This is a genomic window from Pseudomonadota bacterium (assembly GCA_039028935.1).
Classification (GTDB): Bacteria; Pseudomonadota; Gammaproteobacteria; order Steroidobacterales; family SZUA-146; genus SZUA-146.
Map to the genome: position 1 here is coordinate 36,615 of JBCCHD010000024.1, position 19,294 is coordinate 55,908.

12 protein-coding genes are annotated in these 19,294 nt (G+C 54.4%); 7 read left to right on the plus strand and 5 right to left on the minus strand.

The genetic code is table 11. The features are described 5' to 3' along the window. Positions 1-238: 238 nt before the first annotated feature. Entirely contained in the window at positions 239-1,180 is a 942-nt protein-coding gene (locus tag AAF465_11870) for a hypothetical protein (protein ID MEM7083421.1), read from the minus strand. A gap of 401 nt (positions 1,181-1,581) precedes the next feature. Between AAF465_11870 and AAF465_11875 the strand changes: the two genes are divergently transcribed. From AAF465_11875 to tatC, 5 genes are all read left to right on the plus strand, one after another. Next, positions 1,582-4,593 carry a tetratricopeptide repeat protein gene (locus AAF465_11875; protein MEM7083422.1) on the plus strand — a complete coding sequence of 1,004 codons (3,012 nt, stop codon included), beginning with the start codon at positions 1,582-1,584 and terminating at the stop codon, positions 4,591-4,593. Positions 4,594-5,160: 567 nt separating this feature from the next. Then, positions 5,161-5,604, plus strand: coding sequence for a D-aminoacyl-tRNA deacylase (dtd, locus tag AAF465_11880; protein MEM7083423.1), 444 nt, complete (start codon positions 5,161-5,163; stop codon positions 5,602-5,604). Between the two features lie 107 nt (positions 5,605-5,711). Next, positions 5,712-5,939 (plus strand): twin-arginine translocase TatA/TatE family subunit, encoded by a 228-nt coding sequence (tatA, locus tag AAF465_11885; protein MEM7083424.1) that lies wholly within the window; start codon positions 5,712-5,714, stop codon positions 5,937-5,939. An 18-nt stretch (positions 5,940-5,957) separates the two neighbouring features. Then, positions 5,958-6,518 (plus strand): Sec-independent protein translocase protein TatB, encoded by a 561-nt coding sequence (tatB, locus tag AAF465_11890; protein MEM7083425.1) that lies wholly within the window; start codon positions 5,958-5,960, stop codon positions 6,516-6,518. Continuing rightward, positions 6,515-7,285 carry a twin-arginine translocase subunit TatC gene (tatC, locus tag AAF465_11895; GenBank protein MEM7083426.1) on the plus strand — a complete coding sequence of 257 codons (771 nt, stop codon included), beginning with the start codon at positions 6,515-6,517 and terminating at the stop codon, positions 7,283-7,285. Before tatB ends, tatC begins: the two co-directional genes overlap by 4 nt. A 59-nt stretch (positions 7,286-7,344) precedes the next feature. Here tatC and AAF465_11900 read toward each other — a convergent pair whose 3' ends face one another. Further along, a complete protein-coding gene (locus tag AAF465_11900) occupies positions 7,345-10,308 on the minus strand; it encodes a pitrilysin family protein (protein ID MEM7083427.1) in 2,964 nt (987 codons plus the stop codon). 150 nt (positions 10,309-10,458) lie between these two features. Then, a complete protein-coding gene (locus AAF465_11905) occupies positions 10,459-12,192 on the minus strand; it encodes an oligopeptide:H+ symporter (protein MEM7083428.1) in 1,734 nt (577 codons plus the stop codon). Between the two features lie 399 nt (positions 12,193-12,591). Between AAF465_11905 and AAF465_11910 the strand changes: the two genes are divergently transcribed. Together AAF465_11910 and AAF465_11915 are read left to right on the plus strand one after the other, a co-directional pair. Beyond that, positions 12,592-14,427 (plus strand): M2 family metallopeptidase, encoded by a 1,836-nt coding sequence (locus AAF465_11910; protein MEM7083429.1) that lies wholly within the window; start codon positions 12,592-12,594, stop codon positions 14,425-14,427. A gap of 223 nt (positions 14,428-14,650) precedes the next feature. After that, a complete protein-coding gene (locus AAF465_11915; protein MEM7083430.1) occupies positions 14,651-17,095 on the plus strand; it encodes a DUF87 domain-containing protein in 2,445 nt (814 codons plus the stop codon). Between the two features lie 29 nt (positions 17,096-17,124). On the opposite strand, the gene AAF465_11920 is transcribed toward AAF465_11915, so the two are convergent. Continuing rightward, complete coding sequence (locus tag AAF465_11920) at positions 17,125-17,937, minus strand: DUF805 domain-containing protein (GenBank protein ID MEM7083431.1); 813 nt, start codon at positions 17,935-17,937, stop codon at positions 17,125-17,127. Between the two features lie 168 nt (positions 17,938-18,105). Beyond that, positions 18,106-19,179: a phage shock protein operon transcriptional activator gene (gene pspF, locus AAF465_11925; protein MEM7083432.1), complete on the minus strand. Its 1,074-nt coding sequence runs from the start codon at positions 19,177-19,179 to the stop codon at positions 18,106-18,108. Between the last annotated feature and the right edge of the window lie 115 nt (positions 19,180-19,294).

Consider the following 19,294-nt stretch of genomic DNA (forward strand, 5'->3'; position numbering starts at 1 on the left):
GCCGTCACGAAGTCCATTGAAGGGGCAATGGGCAGGTGCCATCGTCAAACGACGCCGACAATGCGCGCTCATCGCCGTGGCGTATTCTGGTCGCCACGGTCTGACGGAGAAAACGTTGTTCGCTTAGATAGACCCACAGTATGTCAATAAGAAAGGCCGACCTTGATGGGTCGGCCTCTCAGTGACCTTACATCGCCCCTGAGGGGAGAGACGGGCGAAGCAAAGTGTGTGACAGCGATTAGAAAATCTCCGGATCGGGATCCACCGTGCGACCGGAATCGTTGGGTCGATCGTCGCTGTCCGTAATCAACCAGTTGCAGTGGTTCGATTCAGGACTGGCCGTCAAGGGACACGCACCATAGTGTCCGGCGGTTGGTTTTTTAGAATACATGAGCCGCGGTCCAACCTGAGTGGGGTTATTCGGGTCGAACCCATCGACGACAATGGGAAACAGACCGCTTGCCTCAGTCGGCACCGTGCCTTGTTGAGTGCCATTGTTTGGTGTGTTGAACATCATGTTAGCGTTGCCGGTGCCGGCCGGCGCAAGCTCTGCAATACTCTTGTCGGCAATCCCAGCGCGATCACCTTGATTACCAAATGAACCAATGATGGGGTGCGGCGCATTCGCGTCGTCTGGGTTGTACGGTAACGATCCGAACCGAATGGTGGTTTCATCGGTCAGATCGGTGTAATCATGCAGCATGTCGAATGCCCCGTTCTTATAAAGACCGGGCATATCGACACCGTCGTTGTTCCAATCTCCGGTCATCGGCGTATAGCTCGAATCGCCGTACGCCAAAGTCTGAAGGTCTATCCACACCAGCGAGAGATCATAACTGTGCTTGAGCCACCAGGCGCCGTTCTTATAAATGCCAATGTTGTCGTAACCGTCGCCATCCCAATCGCCGACCACCGGGGTCCAGCCGGTACCGCCAAAGGTGCCGATGAGGTTGTCCCCCATGTACCAGGTACCTTGTACAAAGCGCAGCACCAGAGAGGTTTCATCGGTGATGCCAAATTGTTGGGCAATGTCAGGCGGGAAGTTGCCGGTGACATAGCAGTTGTCGACTTCGCCATCGGCGCACAGGCGGTTGGTGTCAGCGACCGCCGACACGCTACCCGCGGCGATCAGGGCGATGCCGGCCCAGAGGGCAGGCGTTTTCATTCGTGAAATAGTCATACGAGAGGCCTTTTGTAATGAAGAAAAAATGCTCTAAGGCATTTGCGTAGAGAATGGTTTCACTAATCGACCCGATTGCTCAAGTAAAGTGGGCCCTGAATGCAGGGAAAAGGTGTGATTTTTTTGTTACCATTTTTGGAACAGAATAGAGTGGACATCTAACTGCATGAAAAAAATAGACTTTCCAGATGGATTTGGATTCTGTCCAAGTTTTTGCATAATGCGTGTCTCAGTGTTTACCCCGAGTTTGCGGTGTTGATTCGCATGGTGACCAGGCACACTCTCGCTACGTATCGAATGGGTGGCCGGTGAGTTATTCAGAAGCCGAGATCTTTAAACTAGGGCCTTTTCGTGTTGAACCTCGCACAGGTCGCATTCTCTTGGACGGTTCTGTTCGTCAGGTGCAACCCAAAGTCATGCAACTGCTCCTTTGCCTGGTCGATAACCACGGGCAGGTGGTCAGCAGCGAATATTTACTGGAACACGTTTGGCCTGACGTGTTTGTTGACGGCGGCGCGCTAAGGCGAGCGATCTATTTTCTGCGCAAGGCACTCTCTACCGACAACAACGACGCAGTGATTGAAACGCTCTCCAAGCGTGGTTACCGCCTTAACCTTGCGCCAAGCAAAGCCGACGCGTCGCCAGTCGAGGTCTCGGAGACAAGTTTGACGACTACCGCGGCTGTCACGAGTGCGTACCGCGGACTAAACGTCTTTGATATTGATCATGCTCAGCAGTTTTTTGGTCGTGCAGCACTGACGACATTGGCCTGTGACGCCTTGGCTCGCCAGCTCGATGACGGCCGAGCGTTCGTGCTGCTACTCGGTGCGAGCGGTAGTGGAAAGTCCTCGCTAGCGCGAGCGGGTGTCCTTCCTGCACTCGTTGAAGAGCGACGACGCCAGGGTCTTAATCCGGACGTATTTGTGTTGGAGGCGGGTAAGGGACTCAAAGACCCGGTGTTTCAGATCGCCGAAAGCCTGTTGCGAACCTTTGGGGTAACGCGACCGTTGAATCCGGATGTGATGGCGTTCATCGAGAGACTGTCAGAGGACGCCGAAGAGACGATTGCACAGCTCATTGAGCAAGATCAGGAAGAGGACTCACCCGTTTGTCGCGCCATTTGGCTCTTGGATCAGTTCGAGCAGTTTCTCACGAGTGCGACGTTGGCGGACGAGCAGCGTACGATGATCTTTTCGGTTATCTATTCATTGGCGCGTAGCGGCGCGGTGCATATAGTCGCCACCATGCGCAATGAATTTTATCCGCAGCTTATTCATCACGATGCATTGCGCTACCTTAAAGGGCGACACGGTATCGTTGACGTGACTCAGCCTGGGGCGGCTGAAATCGGTGACATCGTGCGCAAGCCCGCTGTGTTGGCGGGGCTCGCGTTTGAACAACGCGAAGACAAACAGCGGCTGGATGTGCGGCTAATCGACGAGGCGACCACGCTCTCCAATAGTCTGCCACTGCTGCAGTTTGCGCTGCGCGAATTGGAACTAAGTTGCGGCGAATCAAAGCTGCTGAGCTTCGCCCAGTACGACAAACTCGGCAGTTTGAAAGGCTGTCTTTCGCAGCACGCAGAACGCGTGTATCAGTCTCTATCAGACGAGCAGCAGCGCTGCCTTGCACAGGTGCTGAGTCAGTTAGTGACCGCCGATCCGCGCAATGCGAGCCGTCTGCTCAAGCGCACTGTGCCGCTGTCCGAGTTTCGTTCCGCACCGGCTCGCGCGTTGATTGAGCGATTTGTGAATGCGCGACTCATGATCAGTTTTCTCGATGCCTATACCAACGAGCCAAGCATCGAGATCATTCACGAGTCGGTTATGGAGCATTGGCAGCGCGCGCGTGATTGGGCGGAGCGCAGCTACGCCGACCTTCGCTTTCGCAGTTGGCTCACTGAGCTCAGTGACAAATGGCGCCAGGACGATCATGCTGAAGCGTATCTGCTGCGTGATGGCAAGTTACTCGTCGACGCGCAAAAACTGCTCGGTCGAGAGGGCTTTTTTGATGAGAACCAACAGCGCTTCGTTCGTGCGTCACTAAAACGAGCCGATCGGGCAAGCCATATCCGACGTGGGGTCATCGCCTCGCTTGCGGCGCTGCTTGGGGTGTCGTTGATTCTATGGAATCAGGCGATTCGTAATGCGGACAAGGCCGAGCGAGCGCTTGGCCGGGCGAATATCACCAGCAGTTTTATGGCGTCTATTTTTTCAGATGCGGAGCCTGGTACCCAAGGCGAAGTGCTCACGGCGCTTGACGTGGTCACGTCGGCTCGTGATCGACTCCGCGACGAACCGATAGACGATCCGTTAGCGCAGGCCGATTCTCTTCGCACGCTGGGTGAGTTGTTCCTAAAGCTCAATGACTATGAGCAAGCTGGCGCGATGTTTGAGCAGGCGCAGGCCGTGTATCAACAAGCCGACGAAGACGCACCGCTTTTGGAAGCGCAAATCGCACTTGAGTTGGCGGGTCTTCAGCGTGAGATCGGCGAAATAGAACGTGCCCGCGAGTATGCGAATCAGGCGTTGGCGGCGGCAGAGCGGGCCGACGATCGGTTTTTGGTCGCGCGCATTCAAAATATGTTGGGTCTGGTCAAACAAGGCGAGGACGATTTTGAACGGGCCGGCCGCTGGTTCACACAAGCGCTCGATACATTGCTGCCGGTGTATGAGCAGAGCGAGCGAAACGCGCGCCTGTTGTCACGTATCCATAACAACATTGGATTGAACTACCTGCTTGCTCGCGACTATGACTCGGCGGTTGCGCCGTTTGAGCATTCGCTGTCGCTACTTGCCGAACGGGGGCGACAAAATTCCGCTGACTACAACATCACGATGAACAATCTCGGCATGCTGCGACGACGTCAGGGAGAGCATGAAGCGTCCGCGAAGATTTTTTCTGAAGCGATTGAAACCAGGTTGCGCTATCACCCACTCAGCCATCCCGACGTGATCGCGCTGCACACCAATTTAGCCTCCGCTTATATGAGTCTGGGTGATTATGCTCAAGTGCTCAACACCGTGCAGCGCGCGTTGAGCGCGGACCTTACTGGCAACGCGTACGATACAACGGCCATACCGCAGCTTCGCGTGCGGCGCGTATCGGCGCAGCAGCTCGGTGGGCTACCGTCGTCCGGTCAAGATGTTCGCGAGGCCCGCGAAGCGATCGAAGTGCTGGAGCGTGAACTTCGCCCGGGCTCTTCGACGGTGCTTGAGTCAAAAATGGCCGTCAATGCCGCCGTTTGGCAGCTGGGCGGTTTACTCGATGACGCGTTAGATAAGCAATGCCAAGAAACCCGCGATCTTGTGGCAGAACAGCGCGAGCGGCAATCGCGTAATCCCAGAGTGGTCGAACTCGAGCAAACCATTGCGGGTCAATTAATTAGGTGTGCGGTCGCTGGAGGCGGCTGATTTCGTTTATTATTCCCCACAAAGCCGACAAAAAAAAGCGTCTAGGCAAAGGTCATTTTCTTTTACAAAGGAAAAGAAGCAATAAGCTGAATATTTGACGCAGACTCTACGGAAGTGGGAAATATCGATTTCTTTAACCAGAAAAGCGATTATTCGTGGAATAAAAAACCCCAGCACGGTGGCTGGGGTTCAAAGCCGTCCTGGCAATAGGCGATTGAGTAACCAAATGAAACGGTATCTTCCGTGTCGCGTCCTGCGGCTATGAAATCCTTTTTCCCGTCTCGTGCAGCACCCTTTCGGGCAACTGCCGATACAGTATGCGGAAAACCCGCAAAAGATGAATCCAGCGCTTTCCGACAATGCGTGTAGGATTTTTCCTACAAACTAGTTGGTGTGTTCAATATTCGCCCATAGAGGGCTTAATAACGGTCGGTTTCTTCGGATAGGCACGTGATCAGTCCTCAGACTAATCCTGCTGAAATCATTGAAAATAATGAGAAAACAGGGAGAATCGGGGTGGAGAGCGAACGGTGCTTTCAGGCGAGTGAAACAAACGGTCCTTATTCTATGATTGCATTAATTCAACGCGTGACGCAGGCGTCTGTGACGGTGAATGGCGCGACAGTCGGGCAGATTGACGCGGGCCTTCTGGCACTGATCGGCGTTGAGAAGGGCGACAGTCAGGACGAAGCGACGCGATTACTCAGGCGGTTATGTGGGTATCGGATTTTTGCCGATGATGACGGCAAAATGAACCGAAGCGTCGCCGATATTGGCGGTGAACTGCTCTTGGTGCCGCAATTCACTCTGGCGGCCAGCACTCACAAAGGCATGCGGCCGAGTTTCTCTTCCGCCGCCCGCCCTGAAGACGGGGAGCGGCTGTTCGCTCATTTGGTTGAGGAGGCTCGACACACTGGACTGAAGGTGGATACAGGCCAATTTGGCGCGGATATGAAGGTCGACCTATCGAATGATGGACCCGTGACCTTTTGGCTGCAGGTCGCACCGTGACGTACCGCACAGTTTCAGTGCCCCCTCACTCAGGCGGTACGCAACTTGATATAATGTAATCGTGCGTCGGAATACCCTGACGCCGCTCTCGGTATCGGAGAAAGACTATGTTCAGCGGAATCAGCCCCGCCAGCTTGCTGCTTATATTGCTTATCGTGGTGCTCGTGTTTGGCACGCGCAAACTCAAGGGCATGGGTTCTGACGTGGGTGGAGCAATCAAGGGCTTCCGAAAAGCCATGAAAGAGGACGATCCGCCTGAAGCCGCCCAAATTGCGCAGAAAGAATCCTCGACCGATCCCATCAAGCAGTCGTCCGATACGTCGACCAACGGTTAGGTCCGTTTTTTTCGCTCCATGTTTTTCGATGTCGGCTTTTCCGAGCTGTTTTTGCTCGCGGTGGTGGGCCTGCTCATACTCGGTCCTGAACGACTTCCGGCGGTCGTTAAAACGCTCGGCGGATGGGTTCGACGCGGTCGGCAGATGGCTGCCGAGTTTCAGCGTGAGCTCGAAAAAGAGGTCGATCTCAAAGAGCTCAAACAGCTGAAACAAGATGTTGAACAGCCACTCCGTGAAGCGGCGAGCACGCTGGATGAAGGACACTCTATTCTTGAGCAAACACGCGACGACGTCGCCAAGCTCGGTGCGCCGATTGCCGCCTCGTCATCGATCGATGATGAGGGTGTAACGACCGGATCAGTGCCGGAACACGACACGATTGAGCCGCATGCGCCCATGCCTTCCACGGAAGACTCCGACATGGACACGGACGAAGAGGGCATCGCATCGATGCGACCGGATTCCACCGATATACCCGCCCATGACTCGATGGCGACACAACGCGTAGAGGCGCAAGGTGCGGCATCATCTCGTTCTCGGGAATCAGCAAAAACAGACGTCAAGTCGGACGAATTGTGAACACCCCAAAAGACCTGGAAGACGAGCCGCAGACGCTGTTGTTCCACTTGATGGAACTACGCGCGATGCTGATGCGCAGCGTCATCGTGGTCGTTGTGCTGTTTGCCATGCTTATGCCGTTTGGTAAGCGATTGTTCGAGCTTGCGTCGGCGCCGCTGGCCGAAAAACTTCCGACCAATGCGACGATGATTGCGACCAATGTGATTTCGCCGTTCTTGACGCCATTCAAACTGTCGTTTTTTACGGCGCTGTTTTTGGCCATGCCGTATATTCTTTATCAGGTGTGGGGCTTTGTTGCGCCGGGCCTGTATAAAAACGAAAAAAAGGCGGCCATCCCGCTCTTGATCAGCAGTATTGTTCTGTTCTATCTAGGTATTCTCTTTGTGTATTTTGTGCTGTTTCCGGTCGTATTCAATTTCGTTGTGGCCGTGACGCCTGGCACAGCCGTTATGATGACCGATATCAGTCAGTATCTGAATTTCATGCTCGCGCTATTTTTGGTGTTCGGCCTGGCGTTCGAAATACCCGTGGCCACAGTGCTCGTCGTCTGGATCGGTCTTACGACGCCGCAGGCGCTTGCCAAAAAAAGACCCTACATTCTGATTGGTGCGTTTACGCTGGGTATGTTTTTGACGCCGCCCGACATCATTTCCCAGGTGATGCTCGCGATCCCGATGTACGCGTTGTATGAGGCGGGACTGTTTATGTCGCGACACATCGGTCGACGAGCGGAAGCGCCCGACGCCGCGGGCGCTTCAATGAAATGAGGGCCAACAGACCGACGTGAGTCTCGCCCCAACAAACGTGCGGTGCTTGTGGGACAGCCCTATTTGAATACGTCGTCACCCGGCACAATATCGATCTGTTGAAAACGCAGCGGCAGCACTTCAATCACCGCGTCCTCTTCGGCCAGTTCAGGTTTTGGGGCGTTATATTCGATCGGTGATCGCCGATCGTCCAGTAACGATTCTTTAAGGCCCTTAGCGTCCTTGGCGATAAACACAAACTCCATGTTGTCGGTCTGTAAATTTTCTCGAATAACGCGGTTGACGTCATCGACGGTCAGTGCGGCTAACTCTTTGCGCACGTAGTCCGTAAAGTTGCCAATACGATAAAAATCACTGTCGATCGCATAACCCAACTGTCTGGATTGTGACTTGGCGAGCAGGCTTACAAACTTATCAAGAAAATTACGCGATGCTTCAAATTGCGCTGATGTGAGGCCATCATCGATGAGCTTCTGCAGTTCATACATTGCGACTCTGGTTGCAAAATGGGCGTCCGTATTCGTGCGTAGCGGGCGAATCCACACCTGAAAAATCTGCTGTTGTCGAGCTAGATTGGTGTCCGGATGAAATTGAAACATGCCAAACGGAAAGTACTCAATGTAGGCGTAGTCGCCGTAGTTCATGCCGCGCTCTTCTCGGATGCGGCCAAAGAGGTGGCTGTTGAAGCTGCGGTGCTCACCGAGCCACGAGCGCACCAGCCACAGCGCCACCCAGTCTTTGTCACCGCGAACTAGGTCGATTGGAAAGCCAAACGATACCGCGACTGCTTGTGTGTCTTTTTCGATTATGACGCCGTTACGACCGTTAGAGAGCTGCACATCCTCGAACGCGCTCGTTGCGGCACGTCCGCCGCCGGGTAGTCGTGCCACGTCGGTTTTAAGCGTGCTTAAAAATGACTCATCATAGCCGCCCGACACACCCACTCGTAACCCGGTGGCAGTGAAATGCTGGTTATAAAAGGCGCGTACGTCTTCCAGTGTTAGGGCCTCAAGGTCGTCACTGTGGCCACCGTTATAACTACCGTAAGGATGATCCTCGCCGAAGATGCGCTGATAGAGCATCTCCTTACCCAGTTCCTCATCGTTATTACCAACAAGATCGGTACGTACGCCATTAATGGCTCGTGTCTTAATGCGATTGAAATCGTCCTCATTGAAGGCCGGTGTGAGTAGCTGACTGCGCACCAATGCGTACCATGTGTCGAGATTGTCGCGATGCACGCCGCCGTAAAGCGTGGTCATGTCCTTATCGACCCGGGCACTGAATCCCGCCGCAATCGGGAACATAGCGCGGTTGATTTCCTCGTAAGAAAACGCCTTGGAACCCGCGTCGGTGATCATGGCTGCAGTGAGCATGGCGAGTCCTTTTTTGCCGGGCGGATCGTCTGCCGCCCCGGTGTTAAACACGAACGACACATCGATTAGCGGTGACGAGTCGGACGGTAGCAAAACGTAGGAGACGCCACCGCCCGAGCGAGGCATTTGTTCAGGGACCCACTTTGAAATTCGTCTTGCCAGATCACGGCTTGTATTGGTCGATTCGGTCGGGTCGACGGCGCCGTCAGAAACACGCGCATCGATTGACGTGCGCGTGTCAAACCCCTCCATCGTTTCCCCATTGGCGAGGGTTGCGACGATAAGGCCCTGATCAACAAAATAGTTGTTGGCATGTGTGATGAGATCGTCCGGCGTGACCGCGGCGTACTGACGGTAGACCTGATTGATCACTTCGGGGTCGTTATTAAATTGCATGTAACTCGCGAGTAGATCACCAATCGCTTCGGAGTTATCCAGACCTGCCGCAAATTGGTAGCGCAATCGCGATTTGGTCTGTTCAAGTTTGTCCTTTGCAACGGGCGTAACGCGAGCGTTGGCCAACGTGTCGGCAATGGCGTCACGCACTGCGCCTGCGTTAGCAATATCTGTCAGGCGCGCACCGATCAGGAGCAAGTTGGGGTCTTTGCGGTCAGGAAAAGAGGGAAACAGCGCGTCAACTAGGCGCTCTTGCACCACCAATTTTTGATAGAGTTCGGACGATTGAGACAAATACACCGAGCTGAAAATATCCATGGTGGGCATGTCTTTTTGCGTCGGGTCGAAGCGAGGTCCACGGAATGCCATGACAAGCCAAGGTTGAGTGGGGTTTTCCCAGGCGATGTGTTCATACAGAGGGCCGGATGGAGGCGGTTCTTGTGGGATGATGTTGGTAAAATTACCTCGCTCCCACGAGCCGAAGTGCTTCTCAACCAGGGCCAGTGCGCTGTCGATTTCGATGTCGCCAACCAAAATAACGGCGGCTTTTTCCGGCCGATACCATCGATCAAAAAACACTTTGGAATACTCGAGCTGATTGGGCATTTCTTCGATGTCCCGAAGGTAACCCATCGTTGTGTGACCGTAGGTGTGTGTTTTGAAACTGGATTCGCGAATCACCTCGAATAATTTACTCACTGGATTGGAGGAGTTTTTTAAGTATTCGCCTTTAACCGCCTGCGCTTCTGTGCGGAACACTTCCTCCGAGTATTTGAGGTGTTGAAAACGGTCGGCTTCGATCTCCAGGATTTTGTCTAGGTCCCCTTTCGTAAACGTCACGTGATAGTTCGTGTAGTCGTCGGTGGTGTAGGCGTTTTGGTCTGCCCCCGCGTTTTTGAGAATTTCGGTGTAGACCTCAGCGGGGTAATTGTCCGTCCCCCGGAACATCATGTGTTCGAAAAAGTGGGCAAATCCAGATTTGCCGGGTTCCACTTCGTTGCGCGAACCGGTTTGCACGGGAATCTGCAAATTGACGATATCGGGGTAGTCGGTTCGAACCAACAGCACCGTTAATCCGTTGTCTAACGTTTCAAGGCGGTAGGGTGTGGTGAAAATATCTGACGGCCCGGATGCCTCATCCGATTGATCGGTCGGGATGGTGGTCGGCGAGGTGCCGCAAGCCGTGAGCCCGATGAGCAACAAAAGCAAACCGACGCGTTGCGCGATCACCGTCGGAAAAAAACTGTCCATGGTGTTGTCTCTCCGTGCGAGAAAGAAGTTGGAGGGTGAGATGAGTGGTCATTTGATGCGGCGACAATGGGTCGCAGAGGAGTCCATGTGGGTATCGGGCGGCACGCTAATGGGCCGCCCGATACGCATACCGGCAACAAATAAGGCGAACTAGTCGGCGCCATGCATCCATTTTTTAATGATCGGTGAGATCAAAAGCATAAATAGCGCGATGCCGCTGGCTACGTAAGCGACGTTGGTATACACGTCGATATACCCCGCTTTGGCGGCAGCCGCATTGGTGAGCTTGCCACCGAGCGTTTCGGCGCCCGTCGCGCGGGCGATGACACCGGCCAAAAAGTTGGATAATCCGCTGTACAAGAACCAGGCGCCCATCGTCATACCCACAACTCTGACCGGCGCCAGCTTGGTCACCGCGGACAGGCCGACGGGCGACAGCATGAGTTCGCCCATTGTATGGATCCAATAAATTAAGAAGATAAACATGACGGGTGTCAGACCATCGACCCCAGAGGCTTTCATGCCGGCGACAAGCGCAAAGAATCCGAGGCCCGCGAAAAAGACACCAAATGCAAATTTCACTGGCGAACTGGGATTGAGGTTGCGCTTTGCAAGATAAATCCACAGCCACGCCAGGATGGGTGCGAATATGACAATGTAACCCGCGTTTAGAAACTGAAACACAGGTGCCGGTACCGACCAGCCGAATATCGTCCGATCAACAAGACGATCGGTAAACAGGTTGAGTGACGAACCGGCTTGCTCGAAAAGCGCCCAGAATGGAATTTGCGCCAGCACAAAATACGTGGCCGCCAGCATCCGATCACGCTCGACCCCTTCACAGTATTTGAACGCGTAAAAGATCAAATACACAAACATCAGAATACCCAGCGGCAGTAGGATTTTACCGAAGCCGTCAGGGTGGCTGACGAAGAACATGGACACCGCTACAATCAAGACACCGACCAGATAGCACATCCACTCGTAGTTGATGGGCCCGAGGAAGGACTCCTTGAGCTTGGCCGGATTCGGTGGCTCGGCTTTGCCGTCAAGCCAATGCTGATATTTTAAAAAGACCACGAGTCCGGCGAACATGCCGATGCCCGCGAGACCGAAACCGTACTTCCAGCCGTAAGTAATCCCAAGAATGCCGCAGGTGATCGACGAGAGAAACGATCCCAGGTTTATGCCCATATAAAAGATGGAGAAACCCGAATCTCGCCGTGGATCGCCCTCTCCATAGAGTGCACCCACAATCGTGGAGATGTTGGCTTTTAAGAAACCCACGCCCGCAATAATCAAGGCAAGCGACAGGTACAAAATCTGCTTGTACCGCTCTTCGGTCACAATACGTGACGTGTAAGAGTCGGTCGGAATGGATGCGGGCAATCCGATGGCGCCGGGGTCGGCCAAGAGCATGTTCTTGCCATCGTCACTAAAACTGATCGCCGTAGTGCCCTGATCGCCGACTAAAATCTGGTTGGCGTCGCCACCGCGGCCATCCAGTGTGACTTGGTATTCGCTACCGTTGACGGTGATGAGCTCTTTGGACCCGTTGCCCTCAAAGGCCATACCGAAATGGCCCAACACCAGCAGGATGGCACCGTAGGTGACGGCCTTTCGCGAGCCAAGATATTTGTCGGCCAACGAACCACCAATGATCGTCATTACGTAAACCAAAGCGGTATACGCCCCATAGAGAATGGTCGACTTCTCATCAGAGAACAGGAAGTGTTGAGTGAGATAGATAATGAGAAGGCCGCGCATTCCGTAGTATGAAAAGCGCTCCCACATTTCAGTGAAAAACAGAATCACCAGCCCTCGCGGGTGGCCCAGAATGGTTTTCTCATTGGCCGGTGGCTGGAAGGTGTCGGCTGTGCTCATTTGTGTCCCCCGTGAAAGGTGTTTTTATTGCAGGGCACCATGTCGGACCGTGTGACACCCGCTCAATTAGCGGCCGATTATGGCACAGCTCGCGGCGCGAGGTTCGTTTTCGAGGCCGGTGGCCCTTATTTCTGTGACACTTTCATCCTGCAGCCGTTCCCATTCGGTGGTCTGCCGTACTAAGGCCGGTGTTATCCGCCTTGAGCGCGCCATCGTGGGTTTTGCGGAAGCTCGCTTTTAGCGCCTCGTTTTTTTTTGTACTCTAGCGGCACTTTTGTTGCCACGGCGGCTGTTGCCTGGGATTGTCCTGTTCGGTATCGGCCGTAGAACCGGGACTTCATCGACGTCTATTCCTTTGGCGTCGTCGCCAGCCTCGCCCAGTCCAATACGGAGAATCTCATGCGATCAATACTCATAGCCTCGGCTGCTCTGGCGCTGGTCGCTTGCGCCAAAGCCGTCGACGATGACGCCAAGTCGATTCAGCCGACAGAAACAGCCACAGCGCCCGCGAGCACGGCAGATGCTCAGCGATTTATCGATGGCGTGAACGCCCAAACTGCGGAGCTTGGTCTCAAAATCGCGCGCACCGAGTGGCTGCGTCAGACGCATATTACGCAAGACACGATCGCACTGGCCGCTGCAGCAGGCGAAGAGGGGCTGGCCTTTGGCAGTCGCATCGTGGAGGAGAGTAAACAGTTCGATCATCTCGAGCTCACCGGGGAACTGGGTCGTGCCATGAATTTCATTCGCATCCAAAACACGATGCCCGCTCCCAACAATGCCGATGATCGCGCCGAGCTTGCCCAAATCGCGGTCGACATGGATTCGATGTACGGCAAGGGAAAGTACTGCAAAGACGATGGCAGTTGCCTAACGCTGGGCGATCTTTCCAAGACGCTCGCGACGAGTCGCGACTACGACGAACTCGAAGAAGCCTGGCTAGGCTGGCGGACGATTTCCCGCGATATGCGACCGCTGTATGAGCGATTTGTGGAGCTCACCAAGGACGGTGCGAACGAATTGGGGTTTGATAATCTCGGCGCGCTGTGGAAGTCCGGTTACGACATGGATGCCGACGACTTTGAGAAAGTGGCTGAAGATTTGTGGCTTCAAGTGCGTCCGCTTTATGAGCAGCTACACTGTCATGTTCGCGCCGCACTGGCTGAAGAATACGGTGAGGACAAAGTCGCACTAGACGAACCGATACCGGCTCATCTGCTTGGCAACATGTGGTCTCAGTCATGGGCCAATGTGTATCCATTGGTGGAACCGTATCCCGGTGAAGCGAGTCTCGATGTAACCCAGTCGCTGGTCGAACAAGGCTGGGACGCCGTACGCATGACACGTCAGGCAGAAGAGTTTTTCACTTCGTTGGGTATGCCGAGTCTGCCCGATTCGTTCTATGAGCGTTCGATGCTCACCAAACCGGCTGATCGTGAAGTGGTGTGCCACGCGAGCGCGTGGCCGATTGACGGCAAAGACGATGTGCGAATTAAGATGTGCATTGTGCCGACTGCCGAAGAGCTCTATACCGTTTATCACGAGCTCGGACATATTTATTATTACCTGCTCTACCGGGACTTGCCGCCACTATTTAAAGGCGGAGCGCATGATGGCTTTCACGAAGCAATCGGCGATACGATCGTGTTGTCAATGACGCCCGACTATCTTGAAAGTATCGGACTAGTAAGCGGCGTTAAGCCCAATGAACGAGTGGTAATCAATCAGATGATGCTCAATGCGCTCGATAAGATCGCATTTTTACCCTTCGGAAAACTGGTTGATCAATGGCGATGGGACGTGTTTTCAGGCAAAACGTCGCCGGAGGACTATAACTCTGCCTGGTGGAACCAACGCAAGACGTACCAAGGTATACGTCCGCCCGTGGCGCGCACTGAGGCCGACTTTGATCCGGGGGCAAAGTATCATGTGCCGGGTAATACTCCTTACACGCGTTATTTCTTATCCTTTATTTTGCAGTATCAGTTCCACAAAGCACTGTGTCATGAAGCCGGTTTTGACGGGCCACTGCATGAATGTTCGATCTACAACAACAAAGAGGCCGGGCAGAAGTTCATGAATATGCTGGCGCTCGGGCAAAGCCGACCCTGGCAGGAAGCCCTCGAGCAATTGACCGGTAGTCGTGAGATGGATGCCTCGGCGATAATCGAGTACTTCCAACCGCTCATGGAGTATCTAAAAGAACAGAACGCCGGCCGCCTTTGCGGCTGGTAAGCGCTCCGATCGCAGGCGGATAAGCCCGGGCTTGGTCCCGGGCTTTTTTGTGGGTAGGCCACCTTACTTCTTGGATCGGGAATGCCGTGGGCTTTAGCAGTGAGCAATGTAACAAACCGCGAAGTTTTCTGGCGTGTACTCGGGAATGCTCTCGGTCAATGCTACAATTTCGTGCGCTGGCGTCATCGGCATTTCGTTAGCCAGCTTCAGGGGGAGTGGACACATGCAGGACTTTGAAAAGCTCGGCTCGTTTTATCTTGGCAAACGCGTCAACGACGCGGGCGAACTTGCCGATGATTTGGTGCTGTATGACGCCAAGGATCTCACGACGCACGCCGTCATCATCGGCATGACAGGCAGCGGCAAAACGGGACTCGGGGTGGGTATTATCGAAGAAGCCGCCATGGATAACGTGCCCGTGATCGCCATCGATCCAAAAGGGGATATGGGCAATGTATTGCTCACCTTTCCTGCGTTGTCGGCCAAAGCGTTTACGCCGTGGGTGGATCCGCAAGCCGCTTCGGGAGCCGGCGAGACTGTCGAAGCGTTTGGGGCGAGTCAGGCGGCGCTTTGGAAAAAAGGGCTTAAGAGTTGGGGGCAGGACGGTAAACGCATCAAACGGTTGCGCGAGTCCACCGATTTTGCGATTTACACACCAGGTAGCACGGCGGGGCGGCCTCTCTCGGTGCTCGAGAACTTTAATGCACCACCGGCTGCTGTTATTGAAGACACCGATGTCTACACCGACAAGATTCAGGCCACGGCGACGGGCATTCTTGCGCTTTTGGGTATCGAGTCTGATCCCATTACGTCACGTGAGCATATTCTTATTTCAAATGTTCTTGATCATTACTGGCGACTTGGTAAAAACCTCGACATCAGTGCGCTGATCGGCGCAATCCAACAGCCGCCCATGGACAAAGTGGGCGTGATGGAGCTCGACGCGTTCTTTGATCCTAAAGATCGTTTTGCGTTGGCGATGAAGCTCAATAATTTGCTTGCTGCGCCTGGATTCACGTCGTGGATGAGCGGCGAGCCGCTCGATACCGCGCGACTGCTACACACGCCAGAGGGCAAACCAAAAGTATCGATTGTGTCGATCGCCCATCTATCCGATGAACAGCGCATGTTCTTTGTGACGATGCTTCTTAGCGATATATTGAGTTGGATGCGCACACAGCCGGGTACGGGTAGCCTGCGCGCCATTCTCTACATGGATGAGATTTTCGGCTATATGCCACCCACCGCGAATCCGCCGAGCAAGAAACTCTTTCTAACATTACTGAAACAGGCCCGCGCGTTCGGTCTGGGGTTGGTGCTCTCTACACAGAACCCGGTTGATTTGGATTACAAGGGACTATCAAATACCGGCACTTGGTTTATTGGTCGCCTGCAGACGGAGCGCGACAAAATGCGGGTAATGGAGGGCCTGGAGGGTGCCGCAAGTAAGGGTGATTTCGATCGAGGAAAAATGGAGCAGGTGCTCGCAGGGCTGGGTAAGCGTAAATTCTTGCTTCACAACGTGCATGAGGACGAGGACGTGGTATTCGGTACGCGTTGGGTCATGTCGTACCTCGCTGGGCCCATGACGCGAGATCAGATTAAGCGCCTCAACGCGCTTAATCCGCCGTCAACGGCGACGGTGGCGCAGGCCACGGCGAAGGCCGAGGCCTCCGAAAAGGCACACGCGCAGACGGCCATGAAGCAACAAGCGGTGACCGAATCGATGCCGCCAGCGCTCGACCCAAAAATCACACAATACTATGTGCCGCAGACCAAGCCCCACCGCGGCACGCTGGTGTATCAGCCCACTGTTGTGGGCGCGGCCGAGGTTGTGTACTCGAGTGCCCGGTATCATATTGATGCCGACAAATCGTTTCTGATGATGGGGCATGTTGACGACGCGCCCGTGCCTCTAGAGTGGGAAGAAGCCAGCGCACTTGAGTGTGGTTTTGATGATTTGTTGACTGAAGCTGAGGACTACGCAGACTATGCGGAGGTGGATGGGCCGATGGCGAAAGTGCGTAGTTATGCGTCGTGGTCGAAGCTGTACAAACGCTGGTTGCGCAACGACAACGCGATCACGCTCTATCAATACAAGCCTTTAAAAGCAGTCTCAACATTTGGTGAATCGGAGGGCGACTTTCGTGTTCGCCTGCAGATAATTGCGAATGAGCAACGAGACCTCGCTGTGGGTAAGCTTCGAGCAAAATACGCCTCAAAGCTTGCCAGCGCGGAGGAACGCGTGCGTAAAGCGCAGCAGAAATTGGACGTCGAAAAAGAGCAGGCGAAAAAGAAGAAACTCGATTCGGTTCTGGGCTTCGGTGCCGCAGTGATTGGAACGTTGCTGGGTCGCAAAAAGGTTAGCTACACGTCGGCATCGCGTGTGCGAACGGCAATGGGCCGACTAGGTTCTTCCAAAAAAGAAGCGGCTGACGTTGATCGCGCAGAAGAAACGCTCGACGTGCTGACTCAGAAATTCAAAGCGCTGAGTGAAGAGGTCGAGCAGGCAGTCGCGGACCTAGAGGGCACGTTTTCGACCAACGGCGTGGAGCTGAACGAGATTTCAATCAAACCCAAGTCCACCGAAATTCTGGTGCACTTCGTGGCCTTGGGGTGGGCGCCATATGATCGCGACAGCAAAGGGCGCCTGACGCCCGTATATTGAGTCACACGGACGACCGGTCTGTCATCGTTTTACTGGCACGATTTAGGCAAAAAGCGCGGTTCGATATCGTCACTAGCACAGCGGTACCGCAACACCCGTTCCTCAATGTAGGGTGTGAGTAAAATGGTGCCGTTCGCTACGCTCTGAGCATTCGGCGGTGCGCCTTTCATCACAATCTCGACCACGCCGGTATCGGCGTGCGCATACAATATCGCGTAGACCGAATCGACGGGCTCACTCAATCCCAGTTCTTCAAGATCCGCCTCTGTTGGCCATCCATTATCCTGAGCGAACGCCGCCATGGTTTGTCGAACCGGTGTCGACACGTTCATGCTTTCACCCACCTGCGCTCGCGCGGTGTAATCCTGATAGGCAGGGAGGGCAATTGCCGCTAACACGCCCGCCATAAACGTGAGCGGAAGCGCCAGCCCGCCGAGCCACAAGAGCAATGTGTTGGGGGGTGGCTTTTTGCCAAATCGGTTCGCACCGGCGTTGCCGGGTATAAACACAAAGAGCAGATTCACCAGAGGAATCAGCACCAGCACGGACCACCAGCCACTGGCATTGAAATCGTGGCAGCGTTTAATCGTGAATATAAAGGTAACCACGATCAGCGGGATCATAATTATGGCCGAAGCCGTGCCTTCCGTTACCTCATCGGCAGCCAATCCGAGGCTCACGACGATTAATACGCCCACCGCATAGATGAGTGAGGATACCCAGAAGCTGTGGGCTAAGTAGCGAATACGCCCAAAGCGACCTTGAGGGCTAAAGATCTTTACATCGCCATAGTCCAGTTGGTCCGCGACCGGTGCCGCGGGTGGTGAGTATTCGTCGCGCATGTTAGGTCCCCATTTTTTGTTATTCGAAGTACCACGAAAGTGTCGTCGCACGCCATGAGAATACCAAGATAGTCTCGGGCGAGACAGCCGCATCGACTAGGTCAGAGAGTGTACTCGAAGACGGGATGGTGTCTGCCGATCGGAACAGTCCCCGTCGACACGCGCTGGTCAGGATTCGAGCTGTTTTACGTTGATCGCAAATTTTTTCAGCGCCGCACGAAGCTGATGGTAGCTCAAGCCTAGCGCGGCAGCAGTGTGGCCTTGATGGTAGCGATGTTGGGCTAGCGCTTGTTTGATCAGATTCGACTCAATCGTATCGATGTGCGCTTTCAGATCGAGTGGGAAGTCGGTGATCGATGTGTCGATTGAATTTGGGGGAGAATCGAAAGGCCTATTATTGTCGCTCTGGTCGCTCTGGTCGCTCTGGTCCTCGGGCGGTGAGGGTGTCGCTACGCGATCGGGTGCCGTCTGCTGAAACGGATTCAAAATAATGTCATCCACTTCTTCGCCGTCGTCGGGTGCGCGATAGACTGAGCGTTCTACTGCGTTTTTGAGTTCGCGGACGTTGCCAGGCCAGTGGTAGGTCATGAGAGCGTCTTCAGCCTCGGGAGTGAAGCCGGGGAAGAAGGCGCGGCCCAATTCACTGGTCATGCCGACCGCGAAATACGTGGCGAGCGTGCCGATGTCTTCTTTGCGTTCGCGTAGCGGTGGCACCCAGATCACGTCGAACGCGAGACGATCCAAAAGATCGCTTCGAAATTCATCGTTCGCGGCCAATTTAGGCAGATCGGCATTGGTGGCACCAACGATGCGAACATCAACGCGCACCGTTTCGGTGCCACCCACGCGTTCGAATTCACCGTATTCGATAACCCGTAGGATCTTCTCCTGCATGCGACGCGGGATCGTGCCCAGCTCATCAAGAAATAGCGTACCGCCATCGGCGCGCTCAAAGCGACCAATATGGCGTTTTGACGCCCCGGTAAAAGCGCCGGCCTCGTGGCCAAAAAGTTCGGATTCGAGAATGCTCTCGGTCAGGGCCGCGCAGTTTACTTTGACCAGTGGTTGTTCCCATCTCGGCGAGAGAAAGTGAACGCGGCTTGCAAACAGCTCCTTACCGGTGCCGCGTTCACCGAGAATAAGCACGGGTTTGGCAAGCTGTGCGGCTCGGGAGGCATGCTCGAGGGCCCGTTGAAATTCGGGTGCCTCGCCCAGGATGTTTTGCTCGGGTCGATTGGCGATCAAGCGTTACGCTCCTTTATACCCACCGATAAACGCTACGGACCGCTCGGCTCGGTATCTGTCGCACGAGAAGCCGGTTTATCGTTAAGTGTTTTCGTAATAAATAGCTAAAAAC

Coding starts and splice junctions, on each gene's coding strand:
- dtd (MEM7083423.1), top strand. CDS start 5,161: ATGATTGCATTAATTCAACGCGTGACGCAGGCGTCTGTGACGGTGAAT.
- AAF465_11905 (MEM7083428.1), bottom strand. CDS start 12,192: ATGAGCACAGCCGACACCTTCCAGCCACCGGCCAATGAGAAAACCATT.
- tatA (MEM7083424.1), top strand. CDS start 5,712: ATGTTCAGCGGAATCAGCCCCGCCAGCTTGCTGCTTATATTGCTTATC.
- AAF465_11870 (MEM7083421.1), bottom strand. CDS start 1,180: ATGACTATTTCACGAATGAAAACGCCTGCCCTCTGGGCCGGCATCGCC.
- AAF465_11915 (MEM7083430.1), top strand. CDS start 14,651: ATGCAGGACTTTGAAAAGCTCGGCTCGTTTTATCTTGGCAAACGCGTC.
- tatB (MEM7083425.1), top strand. CDS start 5,958: ATGTTTTTCGATGTCGGCTTTTCCGAGCTGTTTTTGCTCGCGGTGGTG.
- AAF465_11920 (MEM7083431.1), bottom strand. CDS start 17,937: ATGCGCGACGAATACTCACCACCCGCGGCACCGGTCGCGGACCAACTG.
- AAF465_11900 (MEM7083427.1), bottom strand. CDS start 10,308: ATGGACAGTTTTTTTCCGACGGTGATCGCGCAACGCGTCGGTTTGCTT.
- AAF465_11910 (MEM7083429.1), top strand. CDS start 12,592: ATGCGATCAATACTCATAGCCTCGGCTGCTCTGGCGCTGGTCGCTTGC.